General features: G+C 43.6%; 11 protein-coding genes. 5 read left to right on the forward strand and 6 right to left on the reverse strand.

Annotation, left to right across the window (positions count from 1 at the left end; all coding sequences use genetic code 11):
• Positions 1 to 158: 158 nt before the first annotated feature.
• The 4 genes from MYF79_RS20185 to MYF79_RS20200 all read right to left on the reverse strand — a co-directional run bounded on the left by MYF79_RS20185 (position 159) and on the right by MYF79_RS20200 (position 4,718).
• Positions 159 to 950: an SDR family oxidoreductase gene (locus MYF79_RS20185; protein WP_247809488.1), complete on the reverse strand. Its 792-nt coding sequence runs from the start codon at positions 948 to 950 to the stop codon at positions 159 to 161.
• Positions 951 to 1,421: 471 nt separating this feature from the next.
• A complete protein-coding gene (locus MYF79_RS20190) occupies positions 1,422 to 3,692 on the reverse strand; it encodes a cation:proton antiporter (RefSeq protein WP_247809490.1) in 2,271 nt (756 codons plus the stop codon).
• Positions 3,693 to 3,920: 228 nt separating this feature from the next.
• Complete coding sequence (locus MYF79_RS20195; RefSeq protein ID WP_247809498.1) at positions 3,921 to 4,160, reverse strand: hypothetical protein; 240 nt, start codon at positions 4,158 to 4,160, stop codon at positions 3,921 to 3,923.
• 198 nt (positions 4,161 to 4,358) lie between these two features.
• Positions 4,359 to 4,718 (reverse strand): winged helix-turn-helix transcriptional regulator, encoded by a 360-nt coding sequence (locus tag MYF79_RS20200; protein ID WP_247809500.1) that lies wholly within the window; start codon positions 4,716 to 4,718, stop codon positions 4,359 to 4,361.
• 95 nt (positions 4,719 to 4,813) lie between these two features.
• On the opposite strand from MYF79_RS20200, the gene MYF79_RS20205 reads away from it, so the two are divergent.
• The 5 genes from MYF79_RS20205 to MYF79_RS20225 all read left to right on the forward strand — a co-directional run bounded on the left by MYF79_RS20205 (position 4,814) and on the right by MYF79_RS20225 (position 12,380).
• Entirely contained in the window at positions 4,814 to 5,581 is a 768-nt protein-coding gene (locus MYF79_RS20205) for an MBL fold metallo-hydrolase (RefSeq protein ID WP_247809502.1), read from the forward strand.
• Between the two features lie 278 nt (positions 5,582 to 5,859).
• Positions 5,860 to 7,818 (forward strand): tellurite resistance TerB C-terminal domain-containing protein, encoded by a 1,959-nt coding sequence (locus MYF79_RS20210; RefSeq protein ID WP_247809503.1) that lies wholly within the window; start codon positions 5,860 to 5,862, stop codon positions 7,816 to 7,818.
• On the forward strand, positions 7,815 to 9,128 hold the full coding sequence (locus tag MYF79_RS20215; protein ID WP_247809505.1) for an ATP-binding protein: 1,314 nt from the start codon (positions 7,815 to 7,817) through the stop codon (positions 9,126 to 9,128). The genes MYF79_RS20210 and MYF79_RS20215 overlap by 4 nt, the downstream gene beginning before the upstream one ends.
• The gene (locus tag MYF79_RS20220) at positions 9,128 to 11,257 is read left to right on the forward strand and encodes a DEAD/DEAH box helicase (RefSeq protein WP_247809507.1); all 2,130 of its coding nucleotides are present in this window, start codon (positions 9,128 to 9,130) and stop codon (positions 11,255 to 11,257) included. The genes MYF79_RS20215 and MYF79_RS20220 overlap by 1 nt, the downstream gene beginning before the upstream one ends.
• A gap of 337 nt (positions 11,258 to 11,594) precedes the next feature.
• Complete coding sequence (locus tag MYF79_RS20225) at positions 11,595 to 12,380, forward strand: hypothetical protein (protein ID WP_247809508.1); 786 nt, start codon at positions 11,595 to 11,597, stop codon at positions 12,378 to 12,380.
• A gap of 124 nt (positions 12,381 to 12,504) precedes the next feature.
• Here MYF79_RS20225 and MYF79_RS20230 read toward each other — a convergent pair whose 3' ends face one another.
• Both MYF79_RS20230 and MYF79_RS20235 read right to left on the reverse strand, forming a co-directional pair.
• Positions 12,505 to 13,620, reverse strand: a complete 1,116-nt coding sequence (locus MYF79_RS20230; protein WP_247809509.1) for a hypothetical protein — start codon at positions 13,618 to 13,620, stop codon at positions 12,505 to 12,507.
• A 2-nt stretch (positions 13,621 to 13,622) separates the two neighbouring features.
• A complete protein-coding gene (locus tag MYF79_RS20235) occupies positions 13,623 to 14,531 on the reverse strand; it encodes a hypothetical protein (RefSeq protein WP_247809511.1) in 909 nt (302 codons plus the stop codon).
• Between the last annotated feature and the right edge of the window lie 54 nt (positions 14,532 to 14,585).

Consider the following 14,585-nt stretch of genomic DNA (forward strand, 5'->3'; position numbering starts at 1 on the left):
ATGGTAAAGCCGCTCTTCACTTATAGCGGCTTTACCATTTTATAGTTATTTGAAAATACCACGACGCAACGCGCCATAAAACCGCTAAGCCGCACCATAAAAGTGCAGCGTTAGCGGTACTGAAATTTCTGTCCTGTACAAGCAGGTAAAGCAACATCTTACAAACCTTTAATGAGCAACCCGCCGTCAACGGCAATATTTTGTCCGGTCAGATAGGAGGACTTATCCATCGCCAGAAACGAAACAACCGCTGCAACTTCTTCAGGTTGCCCTACCCGGCCCAGAGGCGTACGGTCAACAATCCTTCCAAGGCGTTCAGGATCGTTCAAAACAGGTGCAGCCATTGGCGTACTGATATACCACGGTGAAACACTATTTACCCTGATCCCCCACTCTGCCCATTCGGCGGCAAGATTCCTTCCCAACTGGATCACAGCTCCTTTGGAGAGGCCATAAGCAACCCCAGCCTGAACATCGGTCATACCTGCAACAGATGCGATATTGATCACCGAAGCATGTTTACTGGCTACCAAATATGGAAAGGCCATACGACACATTTCCAGCAAAGCAACAACATTGAGGTCGAAGATGCCGCGATATTCCCCCTCCGTATAATCCTGGATTTTCTTTCTCACTGTCGAGGCGGCACTGTTAACCAGGATATCCAGTTTCCCTCCATACGCTTCAATTGTCTCTGAGATTTTTATCCGGTCGTCACCGCTCGTTACATCGGCTGCAATACCAATCACCGGATATCCCTGTTGCTTCCACCGCGAGGTGATATCCTCAAGATCTCCTGCACTCCGGGCCACGCATATCACTTTAGCCCCAAGGGCTAAAAACTCTTCGGTTATCGCTTTTCCTATACCTTTACTTGCCCCGCTAACCAGGGCAAGCTTTCCTTCCAAAGTCCATTTCATAACTTTAACTAGTTCATTTATTTCTTTCAAAATTAGCTCTCTTTGCCGCTGCGTTTCTTAAACTGGCTTAAGAAGTGAGCGAACAAAAAATACCAGTTAGTTATCAAAAATACCCTACGGTACCAAATGTGAATGAGGCATCAGTGTTACCTCGTGTTTGCCATATAATAAACTAAAAACGGGCTTCAGTCGCTTCCCTTCATTTCTCTTGTTACCAGAATGATAGTTACGGCTATTACCGCCCGGTAAAATCGATTAGTGGCATATCCGATGGCAACTATCATTAACAGTTTGCAAATACTCTTCAAAAGGCACTATATTTAATATGGAAATCATCAAGATGTTGTCCATTCAGGAAGCAACCATACTACAAAGTGATGATGACGGTAACGAGGATACTGTATTAAGGGCCATTAGTTAGTTGACTAATAATCAACACCAGTTGGTTCGAACACGTACGCTAGGGGCGTTAATATTGTATATGTCTGGCGATTATATGTGCTATTGGTTATTCTTTTCCAATTGCTGCATCTTCTTTCGTTCTCCTACAATCCAAACTATATCTCCCCATTCTAATTTGAACCCGGAATCCGGATTCAGGGTTCTTTCATTATTTCGCTCAATGCCTACAATTATTCCATTCGTTCTTTCACGCAAGCCGGAGTTTCGCAGGTCCTTGCCTTTTAGTTTGGTATGTTCGTCAACCATTATTTTTTGCAGGGTAATGTCTTCGACGGTCAATTGGTTACCTGTATTTGATTCAATCGAATCAAATACAGGTTTAAAGTTTTGTACCTGGTTATCGGTAGCAATAATACCTAACTGGTCAAAAGGCATTAGCCGGGTATCTCGCCCCGGAGCCTGGATCAATCTATCCCCACGTTTGATATAAACGATATTGATCCCAAATATTTCCCGCCATGACAGTTCCTGTAATGTTTTCCCGATAAATCCGGCATTGGGATTAACATTCATTTCCAGTATATGTGCATCCCAGGGTTCGAGATTGGATTCAATCTGCGCATTCTTTTCCAGGGCGCCAGCCGGATTCGAATTTTCCTCTGCCGTTGCCCTTGCATTCAGATTTGTCAGAAACCCCGATTCGATCCTGTTATAAACCTTTTGAATTCTTCTTGAAAAAATAAATAATGCCAGCAATGCTGTAGAAACTGCCATGGGAATGGCCACAAAGCTCGGGGCCAATCTTTGCGCCAAAAAAATAAGAAAGACAAGTCCCAGCACCGTCCTGGTTATCTCTATGATCAACAAGGGGCCGCGGTTATACTTCCTATCAAGCCAAAGCTCTTTATAGGTCTGGTTATTAGGTCGCTTTGCCATAAAAGCCCACAAGAAGGGAGCTGCAACGCCAAGGGAAACGCCAAGCACGATCAATGTCCTTAATGACCCGTTCGCCACATTTTGATTGACCAGCGGAACCAGGAAATTTATGGAAAGAAGCACCGTGGCCAATAAAACAACGCCATTTGTCAACATAATTCTCATATATGATCGCAATACCAACTTCCAATCGCTTTCAGCCTGAATTTTTTGAGCGCCTACGGAGTAATTGTTCAGACGGTTGATCCATTTTTGCGGAAGATATTTAGTTGTAAATTTATAAATGGGTTCGGTATACTTGATAAAATAAGGGGTGGTAAAGGTGGTTACCGCTGAAGCACCTACGGCAACGGGGAAAAGAAAATCGGATATGACTCCCAAAGAAAGGCCCAGCGTAGCGACAATAAAAGCAAATTCACCGATTTGTGCCATACTCATGCCCACTTCTACAGACTGTTTAAGGGGTTGACCGGATAGCAGCGCACCGAGCGTTGTGCTAAATAGCTTTCCAAAGATAGTGAGCAGCGTAATCCAAATGATAGGCCAGGCGTATTGCACCATGGCATTCGGATCGATCATCATTCCAACGGACACGAAAAATACTGAACCAAACAGATCTTTAACTGGTTTGATGACATGCTCCACCTTTTCTGCAGATGTCGTTTCTGCTATGATCGAACCCATAACAAAAGCACCCAGTTCTGCCGAAAAACCAACCTGGGTTGCCAACACTACCATTCCGAGGCAAAGTCCTAATGACAGAACAAGTAATGTTTCTTCATCCATCAGTTTCTTTGCTTTTCGCAGAAGCGTAGGCAACAAAAAAATGCCCGCAATAAACCATATAGCCAGGAAAAACAATAGCTTCAGGACAGTGAATAACATTTGGCTACCTTCAAACTTCCTGGTTACGGCCAGTGTTGAAAGTAACACCATTAGCAGGATCACCACTATGTCTTCGACGATCAAAACACCAAATACGATCCGTGCAAATTGTTTGGTTTTTACACCCAACTCATCAAATGCCCTTAAAATAATAGTAGTGGAAGAACTTGCGAGCATGCCTCCCAGGAACAGGCTGTCCATTGTTGTCCAGCCCAATATTTTACCCAGGAAATAGCCGGTGATAGTTATAAATGTTATTTCAACGAAGGCCGTTATCGACGCAGAGCCACCGACACGCATTAACTTTTTAAAACTGAATTCAAGTCCGAGACTAAAAAGAAGAACGATAACGCCGATCTCTGCAAAGGTTTTGATATTCTCGCGATCTGCTACTGTAGGCGTAAGATGAAAATACGGGCCTACTAAAAAACCCGCAATAATATAGCCTAAAACCAGGGGTTGTTTAATTTTTTTAAACAACAGGGTTATAAATGCACCGGCCATTAAAATCAATGCCAAATCTTCGATCAGTTTTGGTAAATGCCCCATGCCTTTGGTTTTAACTAAAGTTAAGCAAAAAACGGATGTGTCTCGCGAAACGAACTGGCGTTTTAGTGATCAGTTCTACCAATTTTTCATTGTAATATTATTTAACTGTTAAGACTACCGCCGGGCAGAAGGAATTCTGTCCGGGTCACCGGCGATAGCGAACTGTAGCTGACGTTAACGAGGTCCAGCCCTGCTTTTGGCAATACTCATGTTGCCAGCAGTGTTTTCTCAATAATCTCTCAGCGTAGCATATACGCCATAAGATTGTGCTCCAATATCAAACAAGGGTCTAAGCAGGTAGGAGTTTCCATTGTCGGTCAGCTTAAATGTTCGTTGGCTGATATTATCTACAGCTATATGCTGAAGCACTTCTTCTTTGTGCGACCTTAGAACAAGTTCAGACTGGCTTTCAAACGCCAATAGCATTGGCCCATAAAAAATGGCTATCACGTTCTCGTCATCTGGCATTGATTTGGCGTGGAAGCGATAATGAAATACAATCGAGTAGCCCTTGCATGAGTTTATGATAGGTATAATAGGCGGCCTAAACACCCTCGAATTTCTTTTCAAGTATATCAAAATCTGTCTGTGGAAAGGCACTCAAATATCCATTGCCTATTGCTTGCTGGTACTTGTACAATTCATCCGTCATGTAGTTTAGCCTGGTCAAGGCGTAACTCTTTTTGCAGCCCTCATCGCCGCCACGTCTTCAGCTGCATGCTCCCTCGCCCAGCTTTCCAAGGCCGCCAGCGCAGGCCCTAAGGCCTTTCCCTTCTCAGAGATCCTGTAATATACCTCCGGCGGAAATGTATTCTTTTCCTTTCGGATAACCACACCATCCTCCTCCATTTGTTTCAGCTGTTCCAGCAACACCTTTTTAGCCACTTTGGGAATGTTTCGCCAAAGCTCCGTAAAGCGGACCTCTTCCTCATGAAAAAGGTGAAACAAAATCACCGGCTTCCATTTACCTGACAATACGTTCAGCGCCACATTTAATCCGCAATATTTGAAACGGTCGTAATCCATGGTTACAAAAAAGTGAACAGGTTACAAAAAAGTCAACTTCATTAATAAATTTCTATGACAACTGACATTTGTGGTAACAAAATTAAATGAATTTTATGATGCAAATACAATTAATACGTCACGCAACGCTTCTGATGCATCTCAACGGTAAAAACCTGCTGATAGACCCCTTCTTGTCAGATGTCGGCACCTTCCCTCCCATCCCCCTTACAACCAACCAAACTCCCATCCCCCTGGTCCCATTGCCAACAGGGATAACTGCAGCCGGAGTGCTTGCTCAGACAGATGCGGTGCTGGTCACCCACATGCACCAGGACCACTGGGATCCTCATACCCAGGAACTGCTTCCTAAAAATACCCCTGTCTATTGCCAGCCCGCTGACGAGACCACTGTACGTAAGGAACAAGGCTTTGTCAACGCAGTGCCCGTAGGCGATACGGCTACCTGGAATGGTATAATGATCCACCGCACCAGTGGGCGTCACGGCGCTCCCGGAATCGCAGAAAGAATAGGCCCGGTATCTGGTTACGTTATAAACGACGTTTATATTGCCGGCGACACCATCTGGTGCGATGACGTTAAGGAGGCTATTGATACTTATCGTCCCAAACACATCATCGTAAATGGAGGAGGTGGCCGTATGGACTTAGACCAAAACGGAGGCCATCCTATTGTTATGAATATTAAGGACGTCATCACTGTATGTAATTATGCGCCCGAAGCGAAAGTATACGTAGTACACCTGGAAAATACCAACCATAGTCGTGAAACCCGGGCTGATATAAAGGAAGCAATTGCAGCAGCTGGTTTATCTGCTCGATGCTTTGTACCGGCAGATGGAGAGATATTCCTTACAGTGTAATACCCAAATGAGACGCAGTGCAAAGAAGCCGCCTCCTCGTTTTTACAAACACCGGGGGCGGCTTCAGTAGCAAGCAAAGAACATTTCCCGTCTGGTACCTCCTGATTGCCCGTAGAATATAAAACAGCAAAGCTCGTCAATTCAACAAAAACCGGAAAAATCCGGTATGCCACATTCATCGACTTCCACTAATTTTGTTTCAGGCCTTATCTGATCCATGTTACCATTCAATGCTTAACGCAACTTATTTATTTAGGTCCTCAACTTAACATATCATTATGAAAGCAGTACTTATCCTTATACGCTGGTGTGCCGGCATTTTTTTTTGTATGGTAGCTTTGGTGGGACTGCTATCGGGCGACTTCCTTGCGGGACTATTCATTCTCTCCCTAGGCCTGATCCTATTGCCTCCGGTAACTAAATTTTTATCCGGGAAAAATACTTTGGAACAAAAGCCACCTCAAATCATTTCATCCAATATTCAACCGCGTCTTGTTCCCATCACCAACTCACACTTGCCGCAACAAAATACTGATGAAAGCATCATTGATGTAACAGGAAAGTCAGTCAGCATTCCTATCTCGCCCGCCGAACCCAAGGAAAAGCTGGTCACCTACTGGAGCCATACATACATCTACAGTTATGATGATATCAGGTATGCTACAAAAGCCCAGACCGATTTCTACCACTATTTCAAACAGCAGTTCCTGAACGGAAAATATATTGACTTACAGGGGAATAATAATTATGCCTTTATCCTCTTATTTGATCTGTTAAGGCAGGAGCATGATATGCCCGGATTGGAAAAAAATCTCCGGATCCTGCGACAAGAATACCCTAAAACGCGTCCCTATGCGCTTCCCTTCTTTGCACAGAAACTGGCTAAACGTGGTGATACTGTTAATGAAGACAGGATCAGGCAGGAGATTTACGATGAGAGCAACTCATCCAGGCTCGGTACCAGGTATAAAAAAATACTACAGCTGGACAGGGCATCTGAGGAATTATTGAACAAACTATGGTACCCGGGTAATAACTTCTATGACATTCCATTCTGCCAGCAGCAAATAATCACACTCTTTCATAAGGTCATTGTCAACCTGCAGTCAGTTTATGCGGCAGCTCAGCAAACCATAGATCTGCAATTCTCGGCAGCCGCCGATGTAATAGCCAGAAAGCAATACAGATACCGGCAAGGCAGCGACAATTACAAATATTGTATCCAATCAAGCATAACCGAGTTTTATATATTGATTTTGAAACATTGTGAAAATGCCATACGCGAACGTTATGAACATAAGAGAAAACTTTCAATCGATACTTATACAATAAGCGAAGTAAACAATGCAGTCGAAGACCTTATCTTATCAAAGGTAAAAGAGATCATTTCTAAAGAAATAGCGCATGTTGTGCCACCGGACGAAGCGACCGAAATTGAATTGAATGCACAGAATACTACCCGCTGGAAATCAAGGCTGAAACAGCTGGAAAATGAATTACAGGATAAAGACGGCAGGCAGTTCCTGAAAGAAGTAGAACTCCTCGGAAAACTGAACAAAAAGAACCCCTCTATTGAGCATATCTTCTTTGAATCCTCAAAGATCATCTCCAGGTCAGACCGCGGAGTTGCGCTGATACTATACATCCAATATATCTCATACGATCTGATCTCTGCTACATTTGACAACAAGCCATTACCCAAAACATTACAGAAAGCCCTTTTTGATAATGAAGAGCAAGCTGCCACCTTTGATAATATTATCAGTACATTCATAAAAAACCGAAATGTAGAACAGGCCCTTGCAGAAGTAAAACAGCTGTATTTACCCAAAAGGAAAAAAATCACACTGGACCGGACCAGTATTACCGAGACATCCCGCAAACATAAAGATACCGTCGAACGCCTTACCTGGTTGCTGCAAGACGATGAGATCGTAGTCCAGGATATTCAACAAGACGATTATAAAGCCTTCGATAATATCATTACCACTGCTCCTGATACTTTGAATTTGAATCAGGACCAGAAAGGCCTGATGAAACTCTTTGAGAAACACAGTTACTGCCTTCCGAAATCAGAACTAAGCAATTACGCCAGGTCTGCAGGCATATTCCCCGATCAGTTAATTGAAAGCATCAATGAAACCTGCTACGACATCATTGACGACCTGCTGATCGAGGAAGAAGACGCCGTGTATATTATTAATGAAAACAAATACAAAACCATCTTTTTAACATGATTACAAATGTAAAACCCAAAGAGGCTACAGCAATTATTAACTCCTTAACCGCTGGTGTAGTTCCCAAAATCGGCGTTCAACATATCACCGTAGGACGCTCGGATGAGACAGATGCATTTATAAAAGCCCTGGAAGATGTAAAAAATGGTCATAGCATGGTTAAATTCTGGATCGGCGATTTTGGTTCAGGCAAATCGTTCATGATGCATTTAATGAACACTGTAGCGCTAAAACAGAAGTTTGTTGTAACTACTGCAGATTTTACGCCCGACAACCGTCTTTATTCCACCGGAGGACAGGCAGTTGCCCTATACGCCGCCTTAATGGACAATATTGCTATTCAGACCAAGCCTGAAGGCGGTGCATTGTCCGTATTATTGGAAAAATGGATTGAACAGATTATCACCAGAACAGCGCAGCAAACAAATATTCCATTGATTGAGATCCGCAAGGAAGAACATCTGCCGCTTATACAGGATAACATACTCAAAGCAATCAACGATATCACTGAAGTAGGAAGTTTCGACTTTGCAGCTGTTATCATAAAGTACTACGAAGGCTATATCAAAGACGATCAGGCATTAAGAAAAAATGCATTGAAATGGCTAAAGGGCGAATACAAAACGAAAACGGACGCAAGACAGGACCTAAACGTAAGAGAAATTATCAACGACGTCAATTACTACGACATGCTGAAGAACTTCTGTAAATTCTTTGTCAGCATGGGCTATAGTGGATTTCTCATTAACCTGGATGAGGTAATAAATCTATATAAAATCTCAACCTCTACCATGCGCGAAAAGAATTACGAAAAAATACTTACTATCTATAACGATTGCTTCCAGGGTAAGGTATCAAACCTGTTCATCAATTTCGCGGGTACAAAAGAAACGCTTGAAAATGAGCGCCGGGGATTGTTTAGCTATAATGCACTGAAAACGAGACTGGAAACAAACAAATTTGAAACCAGCGAAATACGCGACTTTGCACAACCCGTGATACGTATCCTGCCCCTCAACCATAATGAAATATTCGTACTGTTAAAAAAGCTCAAGGAAGTATTCGACTTTAATTACTCGGTCAATATCGATGTTACCGACGACGACATCCATTCTTTTATGGAAGAAATGTTTAATAAGCCTGGTGCTGCAGAATTCCTTACCCCCAGGGAAGTGATCAGAGACTTTCTGAACATTCTTAGCCTGCTGCGTCAGAACCCTACTCTTGACAAGAAAAGGCTGTTCGGAGAAATCGAAATAGCCGATGAACGCCCATCAATGACTGTACTGGATGAAATTACTGAATTATAATGCCTATCAGTTTATTATCAGAACCCATCAGGAGATATATCCGCGATAAACGCTGGGAAGAACTGCGTCCTATACAGGCAGCCGCTATCCAAAAAATCATGGCTGCCGACGGCAACTACATTCTTGCGTCGAGAACTGCGTCCGGTAAAACCGAGGCGGCCTTCCTTCCTATATTATCCAGGCTAAATCTAAAGGAAAATGGCGTACAGGTGCTATACATATCTCCCTTGATTGCCCTGATCAATGATCAGTTTCAGCGGGTGGAAGAGTTATGTAAGTACCTCGACATTACCATCACCAAATGGCATGGAGAAGCGAGTGCATCGGCTAAAAAATCCTTACTTTCCAATCCCAACGGCATTATGCTGATTACGCCGGAGTCTATTGAGGCAATGTTCGCCAATAAACCCTTTAACATTAAACATCTGTTCTCCAATCTCCGGTATGTGGTGATCGATGAAATACATTCCTTTCTTGGCACAGCCAGGGGTATACATTTAAAGTCCTTGTTGTCAAGGATCCAGGTGGCCACCGGGCATTCCTTCAACGTGATTGGCCTCTCCGCCACTATTGGCGACTACCAGGAAGCCAAAAAGTTTACGGGCAGGGAAGATATTACTAAAGTTCTCGTAGACAGAACGAAGAAAGAAATACAGGTAACATTCAAATATTTCGAAGGAACACCGGTTGAGCTACCACTTGCGCTGCTGAAAGACCTGTATCTTGAAACAAAAGACAACAAAGTATTCATCTTCCCTAATAGCAGGGGCACTGCTGAAGAAGTAGCCGTAAAACTCAAGAAAATATCAGAAAAGGTAGGCGGTCATAGCAATTATTTCTCTCATCATTCCTCGGTCGACAAAGAAGTAAGAGAATATGTGGAATACTTCGCAAAAAACAGTGACAGAAAAAGTTTCTGCGTTGCCTGCACTTCTACGCTTGAACTCGGAATTGACGTAGGTAGTGTGGAGGAGGTAGTACAGATTGATTCAGCGCACAGTATAGCGTCTTTAATTCAGCGGGTTGGAAGAAGCGGACGAAAAGATGGCCAGGCAAGTAAGCTGCTGTTATATGCCACCAACCGTTGGAGTTTGCTACAAGCTATTGCCTGTTGGGAGCTTTATCAGCAGGAGTTCATAGAGCCTCCCGAAATGCCGCAAAAGCCTTATGATATCCTGGTACATCAGATTCTTTCCATTCTGAAAGGTGCCAATGGTATAAGCTTTACACAGCTCCTGGCTCAGCTTACAGCCAACTTCGCCTTCTCTAACATCTCTCCTGCCGAAATTGAAGATATTGTGCAACATCTGCTTGCACTTCAATTCATCGAAAAAATCGGTGCAGAATTAATTGTGGGCGTTGAAGGAGAAAAACTTGTTAACAACAAAGATTTTTATAGCCTTTTTATTTCCGAACCCTATCTCAAGGTTGTACATGGCGGTAACAGGATAGGAGAAATACCATTCTCACCGCAGATCGCCGTCGATCAAAACATTTTACTTGCAGCCAAAATCTGGAAGATAAAGTTTGTTGACATCAACGCAAAGAGAATCGAAGTAGAGCGAGCGGTGGATGGGAAAAAACCAATATTTTCCGGTACTCATCCATTTATACATGAAAGAATACGGATGAAAATGCTGGAAGTTCTTTACTCTTCTCAGCCCATCTCCTATTTGGACATGTCTTCAGAGGAAGAGCTTCGTGAGATGCGCCAGGAATTTTCAGCTTTTAAAATCCTTAATATATCAACTGACAGGCCCCTGATTATTAAGGATCGTGAAGTGCAGCTATTTTCGTTCACCGGAACAAAAATAAATCACGCGTTGGAATACATATTCTGCATAAACAACATCCTTATTACTCCGGATGAAAAAACCAGTTCATTTTCGATCATTACTCCAATTGAAGAATTTAAGACGAAATGGGCATCATTGATAACAGGCCAGGAATATATTGATGAACAGCTTACATCCCTGGTCGAAGAAAAACCAGATTTACTCGACTTTTCCAAATGGGGTAGATACCTGCCAGTTAAGTACCAGGTAAGTTTACTGAAACAGCAACACTATGATTTCGATAATGCCAGACGATTTGTTCAAACCGTCAAACTTATCCCGGGAGCTGACTGATCCCCGCTCAGCCCTGGTATCGGGATACCCATGTTTAAACAGCCTGCCCTTCAGAAAACCGCCTGTTCTAATTGCTCACTCCTAATTCCCTATCTGTCGAACCTGCTATTCTAAATGTTGCCAGCAGCCCCATACAAATATTCCCATTTAAAAGAAACTTGCTATCTTTACCCGTATGAGAATGACTGTAATGTTATAATTCCCACCTTGCCGTAGTTCCTACGCATTGCACGCCATAAAACTATGGTGCGAATTTTCTTTCCCTAATGCAGGTTTATTTATCAGAATCAGGACAACATTTTGTTCCTGCGCAGGTACATTCCCAAATAAATAATTTATGTCAAATATATTAAGTGAAAAAGAAGTAGAACAGTTTATAACCGAAGGATTCATTCGTATTGATAATGCTTTTCCCCCGAATGTAGCGGAAGCTGTTTTAGGCATTCTATGGAAAGATCTTCCTTTTGAGCGGGAAAATCCCCGCACCTGGACCGAGCCGGTGATCCGCCTTGGCATGTATACTCAACAGCCTTTTATAGACTCTGTTAATACGTCCATACTGCATGCAGCTTTTAACCAGTTGATCGGAACAGAAAAGTGGATCCCATGCCGGAACGTGGGTACGTTTCCGGTAAGGTTTCCGGCTGAGAAGCAACCAAACGATACGGGCAAACACGTAGATGCAAGTTTCCCGGGAAAAGATGCGTCTGATTATTTTGAATGGCGCGTAAATATAAAATCCAAAGGACGGGCATTGCTAATGCTGGTTTTATATTCAGATGTAACGAATGCCGATGCTCCAACGATTATTTATAAAGGGTCCCACCTGGATGTTGCCCATCTCCTGCAGCAGGAAGGTGATGCCGGGCTCTCTTTTATTGATCTGGCACGAAGCCTCGATAAGTTGCCCGGGCGGCAGGAGGTGTTTGCGACAGGCAAAGCTGGCACGGTTTATCTCTGTCATCCGTTCCTGGTGCACTCCGCGCAGCCACACAGAGGTAACACACCTAAATTTATGGCCCAACCGCCATTACTTTTACGGAATGAGCTGACTATTACGGATTCAGATACCGGCTACGCGCCTGTAGAAGAGGCAATTCGCCTGGCCCTGGGTTTGTATTAAGGCACCCACACTGAGTACTGTTGCACTTAAACATGTTGATGAAGGCATAAAGGAGCAGTTCGTGAAGATCAATGAACTTATAAACGGAAGCCCCGGTAGGTGTTACCCAGCCGGGGCTCTTCCTTCAGGCTCCACTTAAAGTCATCGCTATCTGCACGACAGGTCCGGGAGCATTAGTTGTACGTGGCTGCTGATACCAATCGCACGTAATCAGATTAAAGGGATATTTCCCATGCAATTGCTTAATAAAGTCAGCCATATCAGCATTGGCGAGCCGCGCCAGCCCCTCCAATAGCAGGGGTTCTACTGGTGTCACTGTCAACGTTTTCATAACATAACAGATCAGATCTGATGCATGTGGCGTCAGTACCCAACTGATACCCCAGGGACTCGTCGGATTGGATGGGGCATCCTTCAGGGCCTTCAACTCCCTGTCCCAGAGCTCGGGGACGTTATCAACGCCAGCAGGTGAATCTGTCGCGTTGAAGCTACCTTCAAACACCAGGGAGTCATTGTAACTATACCTGTCAGTATCAGCATTTAATATAATCACCTTGGTTCCTGATCCGCAGATATCCGACATTGAAGTATCTGTAAAGAAAGTACTGAGATTATCCTTAACGGGAACCGGGTATATATTCTTTTCCTCGTTCTGATTCAATATATTTCCCAGCATTTTAACCACGCCACTGGTTCTGGCGGCAGTATCATCACCAAAATTTGTATGTGAAATCTGCAGGAAGATCAGCTCCCGGCGTATCGGCGTCTGCTGCCGTCCTTCACTGATGAACTGGTAAACATCATTCAATACGGTGCTTAACAGCGGACCGCGCAGACCATGTTGAAGATAGTAGTCGTTAGGTGTAGTTGTGTCATCGTAATATAAACGCAGGTCAAAAAAGCGAATGCCATTGTTTAACTGTGCATAGATAGAATCAGAACTATCCTGCGACTGTGACTGTTGCTTCACCACACTAATGATATAATCATACATCTCCGGGCCAACATAATAGGTCGCCTTTTCTTTCGGACCGCTACTAGTCCATGGCCATAAACCATTGGCGGGAGCAGACTGGTTACTGAGCTGCCACAAGAATGCAATATTTGAATAAGAGACGGTCGAAAGGGCATTGGAGAGACCATAGCTGCCGCTGTCATGTGTGCCCGGTATAACGATCTGACTAAGTTTTTTCTTCTGGATGGAGGGGTCGCTCATCCATGAATTTAGGTTGTTGGCCATTACTATAAATTTTTAGAAAGAAGAGACTCAATATCTTTATTGATGGAGGCGACTATCTTATGATTATAATTGTCATTGAGCAGGCCCTCCACTACCCGTGTACTTTCCGTGGCAGCCTGGACGATGGCCCAGATGATCGGGTTTATCGCAAATATGGGACCGCCTATACTTAGGTCACTCAAGGAGAATTTCAGATCAGATATAACCGCTGATTTCAGAGACGCGCCGTTAAACGTCACCATGGCATCTATCAGGATACTCAACCTGGAGGTTTTCAGATAAGCCTTAGCAAGTGGCACTACTGATCCAAAACTTGCTTTGCCCTCCAGATCAATAGATCCTGAGTTTATGATAGCTACGAGACGATAATTACCGTCCGCCAACGGCGCCACTGCAGCATAACTGGCATAGATAGAATCAAGCCCTTTGCACTCCGTCAACTGGACTGTGAGTTCCTTCCATTTCAACCGTTGTGCCAGTAAAGCGGATGCTATAGCTCCGGCATTAGCGGTAAATACCGAATTAAGCAACATTTGACAAATCGCCGGCCCTGAATAAACAAAAAAGTCAAAGCTGACATCGGCTGCAAACTGGTTCGCTGCAAGAAACGCTGTGAATGCGGGGGTATTGGAGACGTCGGTAATACGGGTTTTGTAATGACCAGTACCTAATTCAAAGTGAATCATGTTGCCGCCAAACGCAATAGTACCCCTGGACTGTTTAAAGAAACATTCGCCTTTATCTTTGGTTGTACATTTTTGTTTGTCAGATTGATAGGCCTTTAATGTGGTGTCTGACAACCCCTCTAAACAACTTGTCGAAAAAGAACAATTGCCGGCATCTCCGGTAAGATTGTTAAGATACATGCCAGCTTTTGTATCAAAACTGACATTTTCATTTACAGTAGTCATAGTCTTTTAATTAAAAGCGGTTATTCGTGAAATAATAAGTGAGAGCGGAGGGAT

Source organism: Chitinophaga filiformis (assembly GCF_023100805.1).
GTDB classification, from domain to species: Bacteria; Bacteroidota; Bacteroidia; order Chitinophagales; family Chitinophagaceae; genus Chitinophaga; species Chitinophaga filiformis_B.

What these genes read in the sequence shown, in the direction of transcription:
- MYF79_RS20235 (WP_247809511.1), bottom strand. Translation starts at nt 14,531, where the DNA reads ATGACTACTGTAAATGAAAATGTCAGTTTTGATACAAAAGCTGGCATG.
- MYF79_RS20210 (WP_247809503.1), top strand. Translation starts at nt 5,860, where the DNA reads ATGAAAGCAGTACTTATCCTTATACGCTGGTGTGCCGGCATTTTTTTT.
- MYF79_RS20220 (WP_247809507.1), top strand. Translation starts at nt 9,128, where the DNA reads ATGCCTATCAGTTTATTATCAGAACCCATCAGGAGATATATCCGCGAT.
- MYF79_RS20225 (WP_247809508.1), top strand. Translation starts at nt 11,595, where the DNA reads ATGTCAAATATATTAAGTGAAAAAGAAGTAGAACAGTTTATAACCGAA.
- MYF79_RS20230 (WP_247809509.1), bottom strand. Translation starts at nt 13,620, where the DNA reads ATGGCCAACAACCTAAATTCATGGATGAGCGACCCCTCCATCCAGAAG.
- MYF79_RS20190 (WP_247809490.1), bottom strand. Translation starts at nt 3,692, where the DNA reads ATGGGGCATTTACCAAAACTGATCGAAGATTTGGCATTGATTTTAATG.
- MYF79_RS20195 (WP_247809498.1), bottom strand. Translation starts at nt 4,160, where the DNA reads ATGCCAGATGACGAGAACGTGATAGCCATTTTTTATGGGCCAATGCTA.
- MYF79_RS20205 (WP_247809502.1), top strand. Translation starts at nt 4,814, where the DNA reads ATGATGCAAATACAATTAATACGTCACGCAACGCTTCTGATGCATCTC.
- MYF79_RS20215 (WP_247809505.1), top strand. Translation starts at nt 7,815, where the DNA reads ATGATTACAAATGTAAAACCCAAAGAGGCTACAGCAATTATTAACTCC.
- MYF79_RS20200 (WP_247809500.1), bottom strand. Translation starts at nt 4,718, where the DNA reads ATGGATTACGACCGTTTCAAATATTGCGGATTAAATGTGGCGCTGAAC.